Here is a 16,023-nt window from a genome sequence, read left to right on the forward strand (position 1 = left end):
GGGTGACGATAAAGATAAGCTAGCCACATAATCCAATATAAGTTCTGCGTGATTACTTTGCTGTTTATTATCGTCATCCTGACGAACGTCAGGACTTTGCTTTGCTGACGGCTTACAGCTGATCGCTTACGGCTTGCTTCACCGCTAATTTAGCGAGTATGCGGCTGACCATAAAGAAGCCGAAGGTGGCGGTGATGTGGGTGATGGCGCCGAAGCCGGAGGCGCAGTCCATTTTCATGGTGCCGTCTAAGCTGGGCTTGGCATTGCAGATACCGCCGCTGCCATCAGGGTAGCGCGGCTGCTCGGTGGAAAATACGCAGTCGACGCCAAACTTACGCTTGGGATTTTTGCTGAAGTTGTGAAAACGACGAAGATCGTTACGCACTTTGGCCGCCAAGGGATCTTGAATAGTTTTGCTGAGATCGCGGATCATGATCTGACTGGGATCTGTTTGTCCGCCCGCGCCACCGGCGGTGATGATCGGGATCTTGTTGCGCTTACAAAAGGCTATTAAGGCTACTTTGGCTTTTACCGAGTCGATGGCGTCCAGCACATAATCAAAATCCGTCAGTAAATACTCGGCTTGATTGTCGGCACTAATAAAATCATCGACGATCGTCACCTTACAATCTGGATTGATCCGTGCGATTCGCTCACCCATGGCCACCGTTTTCTCTTGCCCGATCTGATTGCTGAGCGCATGGATCTGACGATTAGTATTGGTGATGCAGATATCGTCCATGTCGATCAAGGTAATGGCGCCGACTCCTGATCGTGCCAGAGCTTCTGCCGCCCATGATCCTACGCCACCAATGCCGATCACACAGATGTGGGATTGTGCAAATGTTGCCAAGGCATCATTTCCGTACAATCGGGCAATCCCCCCAAAACGCTCGTCAAAACTCATATTCACTCCCCTAAATTGGCGGCCAGTATATCAACTCAACCCAAGATTAGGGAATGGGGATCAGGGAACGGTGTTTTGTAGCCTGCGCTTTAGCTGCAGTCCCGTCTCAGCGGGAGTCTTTAAACCGACATTCCGCACCTGTTTTAATATTTATTTTCGACGAAGATGCCTACACATTTACAGAAGATGAGGAAAGTAGCTGTTTTGAAATCAAAGTGTAAAATCGAGTTTCGGGATGGTAATGCATGCTCCTCAGCTTCCTAATGTGGGATAAAAACAGCGTAACCGATTATTAATACATGACACCATTTTAGGTGTCAGCTAAATTCTGCCCCCAGATTCAAAGTTGTGATGTAAATCTCAATTTTAAATCTAGAAATTAGGTGCGGAATGTCGGTTTAAAGCCGTTTTGCCTGCGGCAAAATGCAAGAACAAGCGTTTGCCTACAAAAGAGAGCCCTCGGCGCTTGTTTATGTCGTCCCCTTCACTGCACGCCTCCCCCCATCTCGTTTTTAAAATATCGGGTAGGGTGAGGATTACTCCTCATCCCTCCCACAGAACCGTGCGTACGGACCTCGTACACGGCTCATGCATACTTCATATCACTTTAATTTGTGACACAACATCATTATGAAAACTAACATCGTGCGTTGTATGGGGATAATCTAAACCTGACATGGTGGTAATTTTCGATGTAGGATCTTGGCGTTCTAGCTCAAAGGCAATCTACCAAAATTGACTACAAATACTTCCCGTATACGAGCATATTCATCAGTTAACACTATTCCTAGCGCACCAAATCTACGTCTCCTGTTGATCAGACAGCTTGTGTACCCATGAAAAAAATAAACTATTCATTACAGTCTTAAAGCATGCTTCCCCCCTTCGCAATCAATTAGAGCTTTTGACTTAAATTGACCCTATCAAACACAATGCTGATAGTCGGCTTGGTTTTATCCTCCACACCATTACTGGCTTTCATCGGCCTAGCCTTACTCACTACTACGGGTTCATCTGCCACCTCACACTCGCAATATTCTTGGGTCACCCCTTGAATCATACGTCCAACCACTTGGTTGGATACAGTGCCAGGCTTCCCCAGTTATTGCACTGACTCCCTGTTAGATATTCCACCCTCAAACACAGCATTGGTCTGACTAAGTATTGGGCTTTGCGCTATTTCGCACGCTTACCCACCAATGCTGCCGAAACAGGTTACGGTTAGTTGTGTACATCTAACTTCCTATGGCTTCCTTCAGTCCCCACCGTTAGCCAGTGACGCCCTTGCCATTCGGATTATCTTCCCCTTAGTCAGGGTGATAAGGCCTCTTTCAGCCTATCGGGTTTGCCAGCTTTGCTGGGCAAACAAAAAAAGAGAGCCGAAGCTCTCTTTTTTATATCGCGTTATTTAAATTTCGCGATTAACCGCCAACAGCGATGTTTTGCATGTCGGTCATGTAAGAACGCAGGGTCTTACCGATGGTCTCAACTGGGTGATTACGAATGGCTTCGTTCACGTCGATTAAGCGACGGTTATCAACTGAGTTAGACGCAACTTTGAAGCTCTTGCCGATTACGTCGGTGTTCACGTTAGGCATGAACTTTTCGCGTAACAAAGGCACAGCGGCGTGAGCGAACAGGTAGTTACCGTACTCTGCAGTATCGGAGATTACTACGTTCATTTCGTACAAACGCTTACGCGCAACGGTGTTAGCAATCAGTGGCAGTTCGTGCAGAGACTCGTAGTAAGCAGACTCATCGATGATGCCTGATGCGGTCATGGCTTCAAACGCCAGCTCAACACCGGCTTTAACCATGGCAACCAACAAAATCGCGTTATCGAAGTATTCTTGCTCGTCGATTACTACGTCTGTTGCAGGATACTGCTCGAAGCTAGTTTCGGCAGTTTCTTCACGCCAAGTCAGCAGGTCTTTGTCGTCATTTGCCCAGTCGGCCATCATGCCAGCAGAGAAGTTGCCCTGAATGATGTCATCCATGTGCTTGTTGAACAATGGACGCATCAGCTCTTTCAACTCTTCAGCTAGGTCGAAGGCTTTAATTTTAGCGGGGTTAGACAAACGGTCCATCATGTTAGTGATGCCGCCTTGCTTCAGTGCTTCGGTGATAGTTTCCCAACCGAACTGAATCAATTTACCTGCATAACCGGCGTCGATACCGTCGGATAGCATTTTGTCGTGAGCTAAAATAGCACCGGCTTGCAGCATGCCACACAGAATAGTTTGCTCACCCATTAAGTCAGACTTAACTTCGGCTACAAACGAAGACTCAAGAACACCGGCACGGTCGCCACCAGTGGCAGAAGCCCATGCTTTAGCAATGGCCAAACCTTCGCCTTTAGCATCGTTTACTGGGTGCACGGCAATCAGTGTAGGTACGCCGAAACCACGCTTATATTCTTCACGTACTTCAGTACCAGGGCACTTAGGAGCAACCATTACTACGGTAATGTCTTTACGGATCTGCATGCCTTCTTCAACGATGTTGAAGCCATGTGAGTAGCCCAGCGTCGCGCCTTCTTTCATTAACGGCATAACGGCGTTAACGGCAGAGGTGTGCTGCTTGTCAGGAGTCAGGTTCATTACCAAGTCAGCCGTTGGGATCAGCTCTTGGTAGGTGCCTACTTTAAAACCGTTCTCAGTCGCTTGCTTATAAGACTGACGCTTTTCAGCGATGGCTTCGTCGCGCAGTGCATAGGCAACGTCTAAGCCTGAGTCACGCATGTTCAAGCCTTGGTTCAAGCCTTGAGCACCACAACCGACGATAACTACTTTTTTACCTTTCAAGTAATCACAGCCATCAGCGAATTCGTTGCGATGCATGAAGCGACACTTGCCCAGTTGCTCAAGCTGCTCGCGCAAAGTCAGGGTATTAAAGTAATTGTTAGCCATGAATAAACTTCCTATTAATTCATTGATGATAAATTTTTGCACCGCTTAAGTGTGTTGCTGGCGGTGACGACAGAACTACTATACCTCAGACGCATCATTGCTTAAAATGATATATTCGAAACAGAGTGTTGCGATTTTTGCAATGTTAAATACAGCGCCGAGCGCCAGGCACCAAGCGCCCAGCTAAAATAAGACACCGCTTTGGTTTTTCTTCGTGCTGGGCGCCAGGCGCTTGGCGCTATGTTTTAAGGAACCACCGTGGACTTTCGCCATCTAGAACTCTTTGTACATTTAAGCCAGAGTTTACACTTTGGCCACACCGCCGATGCCATGGCGGTAAGCCCTTCAACGTTAAGCCGTGCTATTCAACGCCTAGAGCAAGATACCGGTAGCGAGCTGTTGATAAGAGATAATCGTAGCGTGTCACTGACACCGGCGGGCGCACGCCTACAGCAATTTGCTGTAGGTTGGCTCAGCGACTGGCAACACCTTAAGCAAGAACTCAAACACGGGGATGACAGCTTGCAAGGTCGGCTGCGGGTGTATTGCTCGGTCACCGCAAGCTACTTCTTGCTACCCGGTATTTTAGAACGCTTTCGCAGCCGCTACCCAAGGCTCGAAATTCGCCTCGAAACCGGCGACCCAGCGCTGGCCATCGACAAGATATTAGATGATGAAAGTGAGCTGGCCATTGCTGCTCGGCCCGATGCGCTACCCGCTAAGGTGCATTTTATTAATCTCCAAACCGTGCCCATGGTATTTATCGCCCCCACACAAGCCGGCCCAGTTAGTGAATTACTCGAGCTGCGACCACTCGATTGGCGAAAGCTACCGGTGATCGTGTCCGAGCAAGGCGTAGCCAGAAAACGCGCCAACCAGTGGTTTAAAGCTAAAGGCGTCAGCCCTAATATTTATGCAGAAGTGGCAGGCAACGAAGCCATTATTGGCATGGTGGCACTGGGCTTTGGCATTGGTGTGGTACCGCGCGTAGTGATCGACCACAGCCCGATGGGCGATAAAGTACGTATTTTGTCGGCCAGCCCTGCTCTTAAGTCGATTGAAGTAGGAGTCTGTTTATTGAAAAAACGCCTCGATGACCCACTGATCCAAGCCTTCCAACAAACAGCACTAGAACCGGTTTAAAGAAAGCTATACGTCTGACGCCGTACGCCGTAAGTTAAAGGCCAACACCGTCTTTTTTAACGTATAGCGTAAGGCGTATAACGTACAGCTGCCTGAAAGGCTGACGTAGCCGACTAATTAAGGCTAAAATGTCGCCATAGCCTAAGGAGATCATCATGTTAGACCCTAAAAAATTAGAAGACATCGCCAAACAAATTCAAAGCAGTCTGCCCAGCGGCCTTAAAAATATGGGCGAAGAAGCGGAAAAACGCATTCGTACCGTATTGCAGGCGCAATTAGGTAAACTGGATATGGTGACGCGAGAAGAGTTTGATGTGCAAACCAAAGTCTTGCTGCGCACTCGTGAAAAAATCAACCAGATGGAAGCTAAGCTAGCGCTGATAGAGCGTAAGTTAGACGGTAATTCAGCAGAATCTAAGTTAACTGGCAGTCAGAATGCGCAGTCGTTAGATGATAAACAACAAGGCTGAGTTAGCGCTAGCAGAACAAGTGCGACTGGCTTGCCTAGCAGTGGCACTCGCGGCGTATGAAGAAGGCGGTATGTTGGGTTTGTGCCAGCAAGGTCGGTTTGAGCTGGCGCTAGATGCCATCAAGACACTAGATCTTGAACCCATAATACTAATCTGAGCAAGTGACAGTCTCTGTTGAGCTGCTCTGTAAAGGCCGAACAATGCCAAGGATGGCATGTCCGAGCTTACATGGATGTACTCGTAGCGTGCCATGAGAGGGGGCTGTATTACCTCCTAGTTCCGACCCAACACCTAACCAAATACCTAATCTGATTGGTATTAGTCTTGGTAAGTAACACCAGACCCGCATATAAAAACGGCACCGGACAAATTATTGTCCGGTGCCGTTTTTGTTTACGCTATCAGCCTAAGGTACAGGCCTTGTTGTAACGTACTGGCTTAAATAAACTCGTAAGCATCGCCAAATAACTGCTCTGGATTGATACCTTTTTCTTTGAACGCTTCGCGCGCCACGCCGGCCATTTCAAAACGCCCGGCAATATAGACGTCATAATCAGACAAGCTAACGAAGTCACTCATAATCGCGTCATGCACCAAGCCGGAGCGTCCCTGCCAAGATTCATCATTATTTTGAACCACCGGCACATAGGTAAACTCTGAATGCTCGGCGGCCCAGGTTTTCATTTCTTCATCTGCATACAGCTGGTCTGCAAAACGCACACCCCAGTATAAAAAGACTGGCTGGCGCAAGCCATCAACGATCATCTGCTGCAAAATAGAGCGAGTGTAAGCAAAGCCAGTGCCACCGGCGATTAAGATCACAGGGTGGGGAGAGCCTTCTCGCAAATGCGCCTTGCCTGCTGGCAACTGCACCTCAATTTGACCTTGGTCTTGCATGCGCTTTAGCACCTGCATGGCATAGGTATTATCGGGAGTGGCACCAATGTGCATTTCTAACACCCCTTCGTCATTCATGGTGTTAGCAATAGAAAAAGGACGTTTATCGTCATCTGCCATGACCACCAACAAATATTGGCCAGGAAGAAAATCTACGGGTAATTCCGGCTTTAACCGCACATACCACAGGGTATCGACCATTTCTTCTAGGGCTTCCACACTACATGTTACGTTCTGCATGACTATCCTTTGAGTTCACTCTGTTTAGTACTGGAGTCGAGGATCCCGAGCTGATCCCATAAGTCATCGACTCTGTGTATTATTTCGTCGGGCATCACAATTGGAACGCCCCATTCTCTGTCGGTTTCACCGGGCCACTTATTAGTGGCATCCATTCCCATTTTGGAGCCTAGGCCAGATACCGGCGAGGCAAAGTCCAAATAGTCGATGGGGGTGTGCTCAATTAAGGTAGTATCGCGCGCAGGGTCCATTCGGGTAGTAATGGCCCAAATTACATCGTTCCAGTCTCTAGCATTAATATCATCATCGCAGACAATAACAAACTTGGTGTACATAAATTGGCGTAAATATGACCAAACACCGAGCATTACCCGTTTGGCATGACCCGGATACTGTTTCTTAATGGTGACCACCGCCATACGATACGAGCAGCCCTCGGGCGGTAAATAGAAGTCGACTATCTCGGGAAACTGCTTTTGTAGAATGGGTACGAAGACCTCATTCAGTGCCACACCCAAAATAGCCGGTTCATCCGGTGGCCGTCCGGTATAGGTCGAATGGTAAATCGCATCTTTACGACGAGTAATACGCTCTACGGTAAATACCGGAAACTCATCAATCTCGTTGTAATAGCCGGTGTGATCGCCATAAGGCCCTTCTGGTGCCATTTCATCGGGATAAATAAAGCCTTCAAGCACGATTTCGGCGCTGGCCGGCACATCTAAATCACTGCCGATGCACTTAACCACTTCGGTACGACTACCACGCAATAAACCGGCAAACGCATATTCCGACAGCGTATCAGGCACCGGTGTGACGGCGCCGAGAATGGTCGCCGGATCGGCGCCCAGTGCCACAGCTACCGGATATGGCTGGCCCGGATTGGCTTCTTGCCATTCACGAAAGTCTAACGCGCCACCGCGATGGCTGAGCCAGCGCATAATAACTTTGTTTTTGCCCAGTAATTGCTGGCGATAAATACCAAGGTTTTGCCGCTTTTTGTAAGGACCACGCGTAATGGTCAGCCCCCAAGTAATAAGCGGCGCGGCATCATCGGGCCAGCAATGCTGAATGGGTAACTTGGTGAGATCAACCTGATCGCCTTCTAGCACGATTTCTTGGCAAGGCGCTTTTTTTAGCCGTTTGGTCGGCATATTCAGCACTTGCTTAAAAATAGGCAGTTTTTCCATCAGCTCTTTCAGGCCTTTGGGCGGCTCTGGCTCTTTTAAATAAGATAACCAGCGCCCCACTTCACGTAACGAATCAACATCTTGCTGCCCCATACCCATGGCTACTCGTTTGGGTGTACCAAACAAATTGCCCAGCACCGGCATATCAAAACCTTTAGGGTTTTCAAATAATAGCGCCGGACCGCCCGCCTTGAGCGTGCGATCACAAATTTCGGTCATTTCCAGATATGGGTCGATTTCATGCTGAATACGCTTGAGTTCGCCCTGAGCTTCGAGCTGCGCAATAAAGTCACGCAAGTCCTTATATTTCATAGGTTTATTCCAAGAGCATCGACTAATATCAAAGATTATACCCTGTTCAACTGGGCTTGTATCGGGCAATAAAAAAGCCGCGGACCGGCCGCGGCTTTTAGGCATGTTACGCTTATTTTTGCTGGCGTTTCATGGCATCAAAGAATTCGTCGTTAGTTTTAGTCATCGCCAACTTATCAATCAAGAACTCGATGCTGTCGCTCTCACCCATAGGGTGGACGATTTTGCGCAAGATCCACATCTTTTGCAGTTCGTCTGCCGTGGTGAGTAGCTCTTCACGTCGGGTGCCTGAGCGCGTAATGTCGATGGCTGGGTAGATCCGCTTCTCGGCAATTTTGCGCGACAAGTGCAGTTCCATGTTACCGGTACCTTTAAACTCCTCATAGATAACTTCATCCATCTTAGAGCCGGTGTCTACCAGTGCGGTGGCAATAATGGTCAGACTGCCGCCCTCTTCTACATTACGTGCCGCACCAAAGAAACGTTTAGGTCTGTGCAGCGCATTCGCGTCCAAACCGCCGGTTAATACCTTACCTGAAGACGGTACAACCGTGTTGTAGGCACGAGCCAGACGAGTAATAGAGTCGAGCAAAATCACTACGTCTTTCTTATGTTCAACTAAGCGTTTGGCTTTTTCAATCACCATGTCGGCCACTTGCACGTGGCGCTGGGCGGGCTCATCGAAGGTAGAGGCGATAACTTCGCCTTTTACCATACGCTGCATCTCGGTTACTTCTTCGGGACGCTCATCAATCAGCAACACAATCAACACACACTCAGGGTGGTTATAGGCAATGCTTTGCGCAATATTTTGCAGCAGCATCGTCTTACCAGCCTTAGGCGGCGCTACAATTAAGCCACGCTGACCTTTACCAATCGGCGATGCTAAATCCAGTACCCGAGCCGTAATATCTTCTGTTGAGCCATTACCGCGTTCCATTTTCATGCGTTCGTCGGCATGCAGAGGCGTTAAATTTTCAAACAGAATTTTATTGCGGGCGTTTTCGGGGCGGTCGTAGTTAACTTCGTTAATTTTTAGCAGTGCAAAATAGCGTTCACCATCTTTGGGTGGGCGTATTTTGCCGGAGATAGTATCACCGGTGCGCAAATTGAAACGACGAATCTGACTGGGTGAGACATAAATATCGTCAGGCCCTGCCAAATAAGAAGAGTCGGCACTGCGCAAAAAGCCAAAACCATCTTGTAATATCTCCAGCACGCCGTTGCCAAAGATATCTGCACCACCTTTAGCATGCGCCTTGAGGATAGCGAAAATGATGTCTTGCTTACGTAAACGGGCGAGGTTTTCCAAGCCCATTGTTTCTCCAAGCTTTACTAGCTCAGAAACGGGGGTATTCTTGAGTTCAGTCAGATTCATAGTGGTGGGTTTCTATCAACCAGGATATGTAATTAGGAGGAAAAAAGTCTGCTGGAGTGAGACTTAAAATTGCAGGGCCGTTAAATTGGCACAAATGTGGATTAACAAACGATTATTAAACTAGCACCAAAATCTAATGCAGTCTAGCAAAAACAAAAAGAGGTGCCTTGCGCACCTCTTTTTTAGCATTACAGGTTAGCGTCTAAAAACTCTTTTAACTGGCTCTTAGACAGCGCGCCTACTTTGGTGGCCGCTACTTCACCGTTTTTAAACAGCAACAAAGTAGGGATACCACGAATGCCAAATTTTGGCGGGGTCTCAGCATTTTGGTCGATATTTAGCTTCGCTACCGTCACCTTGCCTTCATACTCTTCGGCTACTTCAGCCAGAATAGGGGCGATCATCTTACAAGGTCCACACCACTCAGCCCAAAAATCGACTAATACTGGACCATTGGCTTTAACGACGTCAGCTTCGAAGCTGGCATCGGTCAGCTGAACAATTTTGTCACTCATCACCAACTCCAATTCAGTTGTTTTAAGCCCCAACACTCAACGTTAAGGCAATTTAGTTGCCCTATTTCAAATGATCCTGTTTATTATTGCAAGCCTAACCTGATATTCTGAACATTATGAGCAAAACACATTTAACAGACGTAAAGTTTGCCCAATTGGGTCTACAACCTCAAGTTGTCACCGGATTGGACGCAAAAGGATTTCACAACTGCACGCCAATACAGGCGCTGTCGTTACCCCATTTAATTGCGGGCCAAGATATCGCTGGGCAAGCCCAGACGGGAACGGGTAAAACCATCGCCTTTCTTGCGGCCACTTTTAATCACCTATTAACCACACCGATTCCTGAACATCGCCAACTCAATCAGCCAAGAGCCATCATCATGGCCCCCACGCGCGAGCTGGCAGTGCAGATTTATAACGATGCCGACACCATAAGTGAGAGCACCGGATTAAAGCTAGGTCTAGCTTATGGCGGCGAAGGCTACGAAGAACAAACCGCAGTATTAAACGCCGGCGTCGATATTTTAATCGGCACCACGGGTCGCATCATCGACTTCTTGAAAAAGCAGGTGATCGATATGGGTGCCATTCAAGTGGTGGTGCTAGATGAAGCGGATCGGATGTTTGATCTGGGCTTTATCAAAGATATTCGGTTTTTATTCCGTCGCATGCCACCCGCTGCACAGCGCATCAATATGCTGTTTTCTGCTACGCTGTCACTGCGGGTGCAAGAGCTTGCTTATGAGCATATGAACAGCCCAGAGCACGTAGCGATTGAGCCTGAGCGAAAAACCGGCATCAGTATCAAAGAAGAACTATTCTACCCAGCACAAGAAGACAAGATGTTGCTGTTGCTGACCCTGATGGAAAACGAATGGCCCGATAAAGCCATCGTATTTTCCAACACCAAGCACAGCTGTGAAAAAGTACATGGCTGGTTAGAGGCTGATGGCCACCGCGTAGGGCTGCTCACCGGTGATGTGCCACAACGCAAACGCATGGCTATTTTGGAAGACTTCACCAGCGGCGCGCTTGATATTTTAGTGGCTACCGATGTCGCCGCACGAGGCTTGCATATTCCCAACGTGAGCCACGTCTTTAACTATGACTTACCCGACGACGCGGAAGACTACGTACATCGCATTGGCCGTACCGGTCGTGCCGGTGCGAGTGGCTGTTCTATCAGTTTTGCCTGTGAAGAGTATGTGTTTAATCTGCCGGCGATAGAAGCCTACATTGAGCATGACATTTCGGTCAGCAACTATGACAGTAACCATTTGCTGAGTGATGTAGCAACGCCAACGCACATTCACCACCACAGAGCTCATACCAACCGCAACAACCGGGGCAGTCAGGGTAGTGGCCAGCGTCGACCTGGTGGACAGAATCGCCACCGTCGCACTCAAAGCGGGCAGAGCTAAACAACATGAACAATGCCGCCCTATATGCCGCCATCGATTTAGGCTCAAACAGCTTTCATATGCTGGTGGTACACGAGGTGGCAGGTGCCAGCCGTACCGTGGCTAAAATAAAGCGTAAAGTACGTCTTGCCGCCGGCTTACAAGCCGACGGCAACTTAGATGCTCCAACGCTACAACGAGGCTGGGATTGCCTGCACTTGTTCGCCGAACAATTGCAGGATATTCCCGCCGACCATATTCGCATTGTGGGCACCGCGACCTTACGCCTCGCCCGCAATATTGACGTATTTTTAGCACAAGCCGAGGCCATACTCGGCCATCCGGTGCGCATTATTTCTGGTGAAGAAGAAGCTGCCCTCATCTACGAAGGTGTGTCCTGGACGTCATCAGGCACTGGGCGGCGGTTAGTGATTGATATTGGCGGTGCCAGCACCGAACTCATTATTGGTGAAGGCACCTCAGCCCAGTTGTTAAACAGCCTAGATATGGGCTGTGTGACTTGGCTAACACGCTACTTTGCCGATGAAGCCTTAACCGACGCCAACTTCGAGCAAGCCATTGCCGCTGCGCGCACGGTGCTCACCCCCGTGGCCAGCACCTATTTGAAGCTGGGCTGGCAGGGCTGCATTGGTGCCTCGGGTACCATACAAGCCATTCAAGAAATCATGGTTAACCAAGGGCAAGATGAGCACGTTACCCTAGAAAAGCTGCTCGCGCTTAAACAGCAAGTTATTGCCTGCGGACACATAAGCCAGCTTGTCTTACCCGGCTTACAGGCCGACCGCATTAGTGTTTTCCCATCGGGCTTGGCTATTCTTATTGCCTTGTTCAACTTGTTAGCCATCGAAAACATGGTGCTGGCGGGAGGCGCGCTGCGTGAAGGATTAATGTATGGCATGTTAGGGCGACGCCAAGAGTGCGATGCCCGCGAGCGCACTGCAGATAGCCTGATCAGTCGTTATCAACTCGACCGAGAGCAAGCTGAGCGGGTGCGTAACACCGCCCTAGCTGCATTGCAGCAAGTAGCCAGCAGTCAGCCATTAGATACGACGGCCAAGCCCATGCTGGCCTGGTCTGCCTTATTCTACGAGCTGGGTTTGTGCATAGAGTACAAGCGTGCGCCTGAGCATGCCGCCTACATCATTCATCATATCGACTTACCCGGTTTCACTACCGCACAAAAACAGCTACTGGGTGCCTTGCTACTGAATCAACGCGATACGTTTCAGCTAGCAACACTAGAGCAGCAAAGTGCCATTGCCCCCGAGCAGGCGATTTTGCTGGCGCGGTTATTACGCCTCGCCATTATTTTATGCTTGCGCCGCACCCGCGGCACTGTGCCTGAGTTTCAGCTTACTACCCAAGGGGTACAGCTCACGCTGACATTACCCACCAACTGGGGTCAGTCTCACCACCTGCGCGCCAATGAGCTACAGCAAGAAGCTCAGCGCCAAACTGAGATGGGTTGGCCGTTGGTGATTGAAGAGCGTTAACCAAGCTGTACGCGGTACGTCATACGCCGTAAGTTAAAGCTAAACACAGTGTTTTGTATTGTTACCGTCTTCGTCAGGTTCTCGGTTTTGTGTCGGTCTTTGGCTCGTCCTCTCTTCACCGTTTCATAAGATCAAAAAAGGCGCCTCTCGGCGCCTTTATCGTTTTCGAATACCAGAATAATTACTTTTTATCTGCGTATTTGGCCAGCTGCTCTTCTTTCAGCCAGGTGGCTACGCGCTTGGCAAAGTAAGTCAGGATGCCGTCGGCACCGGCGCGCTTGAAGCACATTAAGGATTCCATCACCGTTTCGCGCTCTTTCAACCAGCCATTTTGAATCGCTGCCATGTGCATGGCGTATTCGCCACTCACCTGATAAGCAAAGGTAGGCACGCCAAACTGATCTTTCACTCGTCGTACCACATCCAAATACGGCATGCCCGGCTTAACCATCACGCTGTCGGCGCCTTCTGCAATATCGAGCGCCACTTCTTGCAGCGCTTCGTCACTGTTAGCTGGGTCCATCTGGTAAGTCGACTTATTCGCGCCTTTCAGGTTAGCCGCCGAGCCCACCGCATCACGGAATGGGCCGTAATAGTTAGACGCATACTTAGCGGAATACGCCATAATCTGCGTGTTAATAAAGCCGGCTTCTTCCAGTGCCTGGCGAATAGCGCCTATACGGCCATCCATCATATCCGACGGCGCCACTATATCGGCACCAGCCTGTGCATGGCTGAGCGCCTGCTTTACCAATACCTCTGTGGTAATGTCGTTTAACACGTAGCCATTGTCGTCTAAAATGCCGTCTTGACCGTGTACCGTAAACGGATCCAGAGCTACATCGGTCATCACTCCCAGCTCAGGAAAGGCTTCTTTCAGTGCGCGTACCGCTTCTTGTGCCAAGCCCTCTGGGTTGTATGCCTCTTCGGCCATCAGGGTTTTCTGGTTGGCGTCCACTACTGGGAATAGCGCAATTAACGGCACACCTAGCGTGACCAATTCGGCGGCTTCTTCTAACAGTAAATCGATGGATAAGCGATCGATGCCCGGCATAGACTCAACGGCTTCGCGACGGCCCTGGCCGGGCAGTACAAATACCGGATAAATAAGATCATCAACCGTTAAGGTATTTTCACGTACCAAACGACGGCTAAAGTCGTTCTTACGAGTACGTCGTAGACGACGGGAATGAAAACCACCAAATATTTGTTGAGTCATAGTTACTCCTAAATTAGTCCTGAAAGGGCTTAAATACGGAAAAAGGCGCGACTGGTCGCTGTGGCTGCAGCAATCAGCGCGTCGGGATTGTCGCCCCGACAGGAGGCAATACGGCGTGCGATATGCGCTAAGTTAGCGGGCTCATTACGCCGCCCACTGGGCTTTTTGGGTAAATCTCGTGGCAGCAAATACGGGCTGTCGGTTTCTATCATTAATCGATTAGCGGGTATAAGCGACACCAGCTGCTGCAACTCTTGGCCACGACGCTCGTCACAAATCCAGCCGGTAATGCCAATGTGCAAATCGAGCGCAAGACAATCTCGCAATTCGGCCTCATTACCAGTAAAGCAATGCAGTACTGCCGCGGGTAACTTAGAACGCCAAGGCGTGAGAATGTCCATAAAGCGCTGATGCGCATCTCGACAATGCATAAATACCGGTAGCTGTAATTCGGCGGCCAATTCAAGCTGTGCCTCAAACGCCGACTCTTGCTGGGGGCGCGGCGAAAAGTCACGGTTAAAATCCAGCCCACACTCGCCAATAGCCACTACTTCGGGGCGTACGGCAAGTGCTCGTAGCTCGGTTAGCGTGTGTGCCTCGAAGGTTTTGGCATCGTGTGGATGTACACCGGCGGTGGCGTAGCAAAAACCAGACTCAGTAGCGGCATAGTCGGCTACCGCTTGGCTTTCTGCCACGTTGGTACCGGTAAGGATCAGCCCTGACACTCCCGCTGCTTTAGCGCGTGCTATTGCTTGGTCTCTGTCATGGTCAAACTGGCTATTGGTTAAGTTAACCCCAATATCAATCATGACGCTTGATCCTGCTCTGCTTCGTTATCTTCGTCGTCTGTGGGTCGGGTATAGAAGCGCGCAAAGAACACGCCTACTTCAAATAGCAGCCACATGGGAATGGCCAGCAAGGTCTGAGAAATAATGTCCGGCGGCGTCAGCAGCATACCCACAATAAAGACCACCACAATCACATAAGCGCGTTTGCTGGCCAAGTCTTTAGGTGTGGTCACCCCTGTCCAACATAATAAAATGGTGGCAATGGGGATCTCAAAGGCAATACCGAAGGCGATAAACAGCCCCAATACAAAGTCGAGATAACTGGCAATGTCGGTGGCAATGGTTACGCCTGCTGGGGCCATCTTAGTAAAAAAAGCAAACGCCAGTGGGAACACCACAAAGTAAGCAAAGGCCGCGCCCGCATAAAACAGTAGCGCACTAGAAAATACCAGTGGCGCAATCAACCGCTTTTCGTGCTTATACAACCCAGGCGCAATAAACGCCCACACCTGATACAGCACATAAGGAATGGCCAAAAAAAACGCCACTATTAAAGTCAGTTTCATCGGTGTTAAAAATGGCGTTGCCACGCCAGTGGCGATCATACTGGTGCCTTCGGGCAACTGTCGTAGCAAAGGTTCGGCTAAAATACTGTAAATGTCGTTGGCAAAATACACCAAGGCCACAAAGACCAGCACAATGGCGGCGAATGCCCGTAACAGGCGGCCCCGCAGCTCCACTAAATGACTGATAAGTGGCTGATGTATTTTGTTCATTTAAGATTTATCCTGCGGTGCTTGAGAAGACGGATCCTGATCGCTTTTATCCGTGGGGGCCGCTTTCTTTTCATATGGCCGCGTCACAGAGTCTGCTGCATCTTTGAGCTGATCAATAGACTCTTGTAGCTCTGGGCTCAGTTTTTTCATATTGAGCTGCTCGGCTTTTTTTAGGTCTTGATGCAGCTCATCCATGCGTAATTCCTGAGCAAGCTCAGTTTTCACCGCATTAGCCGTGGTTTTTATGGTTTTAAAAAATCGAGAGACGGTTCTGATCGCCGTCGGCAGCCGCTCTGGCCCTAACACCAAAAGCCCGACTACGGCTATAACCACCAGCTCCCAGAAACCGATATCAAACATGA

The 16,023-nt window shown here is 49.4% G+C and carries 16 protein-coding genes; 5 read left to right on the forward strand and 11 right to left on the reverse strand.

The annotated features are described in order from the left end of the window. Nucleotides 1-112 precede the first annotated feature (112 nt). The 3 genes from tcdA to ilvC all read right to left on the reverse strand — a co-directional run bounded on the left by tcdA (nucleotide 113) and on the right by ilvC (nucleotide 3,816). The gene (gene tcdA, locus ACFQ1C_RS14345) at nucleotides 113-913 is read right to left on the reverse strand and encodes a tRNA cyclic N6-threonylcarbamoyladenosine(37) synthase TcdA (RefSeq protein WP_449290071.1); all 801 of its coding nucleotides are present in this window, start codon (nucleotides 911-913) and stop codon (nucleotides 113-115) included. Between the two features lie 889 nt (nucleotides 914-1,802). Beyond that, nucleotides 1,803-1,967, reverse strand: a complete 165-nt coding sequence (locus tag ACFQ1C_RS14350) for a hypothetical protein (RefSeq protein WP_379559356.1) — start codon at nucleotides 1,965-1,967, stop codon at nucleotides 1,803-1,805. A gap of 361 nt (nucleotides 1,968-2,328) precedes the next feature. Beyond that, complete coding sequence (gene ilvC / locus ACFQ1C_RS14355) at nucleotides 2,329-3,816, reverse strand: ketol-acid reductoisomerase (RefSeq protein WP_379559357.1); 1,488 nt, start codon at nucleotides 3,814-3,816, stop codon at nucleotides 2,329-2,331. Nucleotides 3,817-4,074: 258 nt separating this feature from the next. Between ilvC and ilvY the strand changes: the two genes are divergently transcribed. The 3 genes from ilvY (at nucleotide 4,075) to ACFQ1C_RS14370 (ending at nucleotide 5,586) form a co-directional block, all read left to right on the forward strand. Further along, entirely contained in the window at nucleotides 4,075-4,959 is an 885-nt protein-coding gene (gene ilvY / locus ACFQ1C_RS14360; protein WP_379559358.1) for an HTH-type transcriptional activator IlvY, read from the forward strand. A gap of 155 nt (nucleotides 4,960-5,114) precedes the next feature. Beyond that, nucleotides 5,115-5,429: a ubiquinone biosynthesis accessory factor UbiK gene (gene ubiK / locus ACFQ1C_RS14365; RefSeq protein ID WP_379559359.1), complete on the forward strand. Its 315-nt coding sequence runs from the start codon at nucleotides 5,115-5,117 to the stop codon at nucleotides 5,427-5,429. Further along, on the forward strand, nucleotides 5,410-5,586 hold the full coding sequence (locus ACFQ1C_RS14370) for a hypothetical protein (protein WP_379559360.1): 177 nt from the start codon (nucleotides 5,410-5,412) through the stop codon (nucleotides 5,584-5,586). Before ubiK ends, ACFQ1C_RS14370 begins: the two co-directional genes overlap by 20 nt. 281 nt (nucleotides 5,587-5,867) lie before the next feature. Here the strand turns inward: ACFQ1C_RS14370 and fre are convergent, their stop codons facing one another. From fre to trxA, 4 genes are all read right to left on the reverse strand, one after another. After that, the gene (fre, locus tag ACFQ1C_RS14375) at nucleotides 5,868-6,566 is read right to left on the reverse strand and encodes an NAD(P)H-flavin reductase (protein ID WP_379559361.1); all 699 of its coding nucleotides are present in this window, start codon (nucleotides 6,564-6,566) and stop codon (nucleotides 5,868-5,870) included. A 2-nt stretch (nucleotides 6,567-6,568) separates the two neighbouring features. Next, on the reverse strand, nucleotides 6,569-8,068 hold the full coding sequence (gene ubiD / locus ACFQ1C_RS14380) for a 4-hydroxy-3-polyprenylbenzoate decarboxylase (protein WP_379559362.1): 1,500 nt from the start codon (nucleotides 8,066-8,068) through the stop codon (nucleotides 6,569-6,571). 112 nt (nucleotides 8,069-8,180) lie between these two features. After that, nucleotides 8,181-9,446, reverse strand: a complete 1,266-nt coding sequence (rho, locus tag ACFQ1C_RS14385; RefSeq protein ID WP_379559363.1) for a transcription termination factor Rho — start codon at nucleotides 9,444-9,446, stop codon at nucleotides 8,181-8,183. Nucleotides 9,447-9,634: 188 nt separating this feature from the next. Further along, a complete protein-coding gene (gene trxA / locus ACFQ1C_RS14390; protein WP_379559364.1) occupies nucleotides 9,635-9,961 on the reverse strand; it encodes a thioredoxin TrxA in 327 nt (108 codons plus the stop codon). A gap of 116 nt (nucleotides 9,962-10,077) precedes the next feature. Between trxA and rhlB the strand changes: the two genes are divergently transcribed. Beyond that, nucleotides 10,078-11,385, forward strand: coding sequence for an ATP-dependent RNA helicase RhlB (gene rhlB, locus ACFQ1C_RS14395; protein WP_379559365.1), 1,308 nt, complete (start codon nucleotides 10,078-10,080; stop codon nucleotides 11,383-11,385). A gap of 5 nt (nucleotides 11,386-11,390) precedes the next feature. Then, entirely contained in the window at nucleotides 11,391-12,878 is a 1,488-nt protein-coding gene (gppA, locus tag ACFQ1C_RS14400; RefSeq protein WP_379559366.1) for a guanosine-5'-triphosphate,3'-diphosphate diphosphatase, read from the forward strand. A gap of 181 nt (nucleotides 12,879-13,059) precedes the next feature. Here gppA and hemB read toward each other — a convergent pair whose 3' ends face one another. From hemB to tatB, 4 genes are read right to left on the reverse strand one after another with little or no spacing between them, the layout of a single operon-like run. Then, complete coding sequence (gene hemB, locus ACFQ1C_RS14405; RefSeq protein ID WP_379559367.1) at nucleotides 13,060-14,097, reverse strand: porphobilinogen synthase; 1,038 nt, start codon at nucleotides 14,095-14,097, stop codon at nucleotides 13,060-13,062. Nucleotides 14,098-14,126: 29 nt separating this feature from the next. Then, the gene (locus ACFQ1C_RS14410) at nucleotides 14,127-14,906 is read right to left on the reverse strand and encodes a TatD family hydrolase (protein ID WP_379559368.1); all 780 of its coding nucleotides are present in this window, start codon (nucleotides 14,904-14,906) and stop codon (nucleotides 14,127-14,129) included. Continuing rightward, nucleotides 14,903-15,661: a twin-arginine translocase subunit TatC gene (gene tatC / locus ACFQ1C_RS14415; RefSeq protein ID WP_379559369.1), complete on the reverse strand. Its 759-nt coding sequence runs from the start codon at nucleotides 15,659-15,661 to the stop codon at nucleotides 14,903-14,905. Before tatC ends, ACFQ1C_RS14410 begins: the two co-directional genes overlap by 4 nt. Beyond that, a complete protein-coding gene (gene tatB, locus ACFQ1C_RS14420; protein WP_379559370.1) occupies nucleotides 15,662-16,021 on the reverse strand; it encodes a Sec-independent protein translocase protein TatB in 360 nt (119 codons plus the stop codon). Nucleotides 16,022-16,023: the final 2 nt, after the last annotated feature.

The sequence above is a fragment of the Oceanisphaera ostreae genome (assembly GCF_042676125.1).
Taxonomy (GTDB): Bacteria; Pseudomonadota; Gammaproteobacteria; order Enterobacterales; family Aeromonadaceae; genus Oceanimonas; species Oceanimonas ostreae.

Excerpts from the sequence above, each read along its gene's own strand:
- ACFQ1C_RS14350 (WP_379559356.1), bottom strand. The coding sequence starts at position 1,967 with ATGATTCAAGGGGTGACCCAAGAATATTGCGAGTGTGAGGTGGCAGAT.
- ilvC (WP_379559357.1), bottom strand. The coding sequence starts at position 3,816 with ATGGCTAACAATTACTTTAATACCCTGACTTTGCGCGAGCAGCTTGAG.
- ubiK (WP_379559359.1), top strand. The coding sequence starts at position 5,115 with ATGTTAGACCCTAAAAAATTAGAAGACATCGCCAAACAAATTCAAAGC.
- ACFQ1C_RS14370 (WP_379559360.1), top strand. The coding sequence starts at position 5,410 with ATGATAAACAACAAGGCTGAGTTAGCGCTAGCAGAACAAGTGCGACTG.
- fre (WP_379559361.1), bottom strand. The coding sequence starts at position 6,566 with ATGCAGAACGTAACATGTAGTGTGGAAGCCCTAGAAGAAATGGTCGAT.
- ubiD (WP_379559362.1), bottom strand. The coding sequence starts at position 8,068 with ATGAAATATAAGGACTTGCGTGACTTTATTGCGCAGCTCGAAGCTCAG.
- rho (WP_379559363.1), bottom strand. The coding sequence starts at position 9,446 with ATGAATCTGACTGAACTCAAGAATACCCCCGTTTCTGAGCTAGTAAAG.
- trxA (WP_379559364.1), bottom strand. The coding sequence starts at position 9,961 with ATGAGTGACAAAATTGTTCAGCTGACCGATGCCAGCTTCGAAGCTGAC.
- rhlB (WP_379559365.1), top strand. The coding sequence starts at position 10,078 with ATGAGCAAAACACATTTAACAGACGTAAAGTTTGCCCAATTGGGTCTA.
- gppA (WP_379559366.1), top strand. The coding sequence starts at position 11,391 with ATGAACAATGCCGCCCTATATGCCGCCATCGATTTAGGCTCAAACAGC.
- hemB (WP_379559367.1), bottom strand. The coding sequence starts at position 14,097 with ATGACTCAACAAATATTTGGTGGTTTTCATTCCCGTCGTCTACGACGT.
- ACFQ1C_RS14410 (WP_379559368.1), bottom strand. The coding sequence starts at position 14,906 with ATGATTGATATTGGGGTTAACTTAACCAATAGCCAGTTTGACCATGAC.
- tatC (WP_379559369.1), bottom strand. The coding sequence starts at position 15,661 with ATGAACAAAATACATCAGCCACTTATCAGTCATTTAGTGGAGCTGCGG.
- tatB (WP_379559370.1), bottom strand. The coding sequence starts at position 16,021 with ATGTTTGATATCGGTTTCTGGGAGCTGGTGGTTATAGCCGTAGTCGGG.